The organism is Microbacterium sp. Ru50 (genome assembly GCF_002920555.1).
Taxonomy (GTDB): domain Bacteria; phylum Actinomycetota; class Actinomycetes; order Actinomycetales; family Microbacteriaceae; genus Microbacterium; species Microbacterium arborescens.
This window is the reverse complement of record NZ_PQSV01000013.1, coordinates 1-1,406: the sequence shown is the minus strand read 5'-3', so window position 1 is coordinate 1,406 and position 1,406 is coordinate 1. Positions and strand designations below refer to the sequence as shown.

At 57.2% G+C, this 1,406-nt stretch carries 1 rRNA gene; it reads right to left on the bottom strand.

The features are described from left to right. A 23S ribosomal RNA gene (locus tag C3481_RS15935) occupies positions 1-1,394 on the bottom strand; the annotation flags it as partial. Positions 1,395-1,406 lie beyond the last annotated feature (12 nt).

Below are 1,406 nucleotides of genomic sequence, written 5' to 3'. Positions count from 1 at the left end.
GTTTGTATCGCTACTCATGCCTGCATTCTCACTCGTCAACCGTCCACGACTACCTTCCAGTGCCGCTTCACCCGGCAGACGACGCTCCCCTACCCATCCATACACCCGTTGGGGCTTACATATGCAATGACACGACTTCGGCGGTACGCTTGAGCCCCGCTACATTGTCGGCGCGGAATCACTAGACCAGTGAGCTATTACGCACTCTTTCAAGGGTGGCTGCTTCTAAGCCAACCTCCTGGTTGTCTCTGCGACTCCACATCCTTTCCCACTTAGCGTACGCTTAGGGGCCTTAGTCGATGCTCTGGGCTGTTTCCCTCTCGACCATGGAGCTTATCCCCCACAGTCTCACTGCCGCGCTCTCACTTACCGGCATTCGGAGTTTGGCTAAGGTCAGTAACCCGGTAGGGCCCATCGCCTATCCAGTGCTCTACCTCCGGCAAGAAACACACGACGCTGCACCTAAATGCATTTCGGGGAGAACCAGCTATCACGGAGTTTGATTGGCCTTTCACCCCTAACCACAGGTCATCCCCCAGGTTTTCAACCCTGGTGGGTTCGGTCCTCCACGAAGTCTTACCTCCGCTTCAACCTGCCCATGGCTAGATCACTCCGCTTCGGGTCTTGAGCATGCTACTCAGTCGCCCTCTTCGGACTCGCTTTCGCTACGGCTTCCCCACACGGGTTAACCTCGCAACATACCGCAAACTCGCAGGCTCATTCTTCAAAAGGCACGCAGTCACGACTGCCATCCGAAGATGACAGCGACGCTCCCACGGCTTGTAGGCACACGGTTTCAGGTACTATTTCACTCCGCTCCCGGGGTACTTTTCACCATTCCCTCACGGTACTATCCGCTATCGGTCACCAGGGAATATTTAGGCTTAGCGGGTGGTCCCGCCAGATTCACACGGGATTTCTCGGGCCCCGTGCTACTTGGGTGTCTCTCAAGCGAGTTGCTGATGTTTCGACTACGGGGGTCTTACCCTCTACGCCGGACCTTTCGCATGTCCTTCGCCTACATCAACGGTTTCTGACTCGTCCCAGCCGCCGGCAGACGTGAAGTGCGATCCCACGACCCCGTACTGGCAACCCCTGCCGGGTATCACACCAATACGGTTTAGCCTCATCCGGTTTCGCTCGCCACTACTCCCGGAATCACGGTTGTTTTCTCTTCCTGCGGGTACTGAGATGTTTCACTTCCCCGCGTTCCCTCCACACTGCCTATGTGTTCAGCAGCGGGTGACAGCCCATGACGACTGCCGGGTTTCCCCATTCGGAAACCCCCGGATCAAAGCCTGGTTGACGACTCCCCGGGGACTATCGCGGCCTCCCACGTCCTTCATCGGTTCCTGGTGCCAAGGCATCCACCGTGCGCCCTTAAAAACTTGGCCACAGATGCTCGC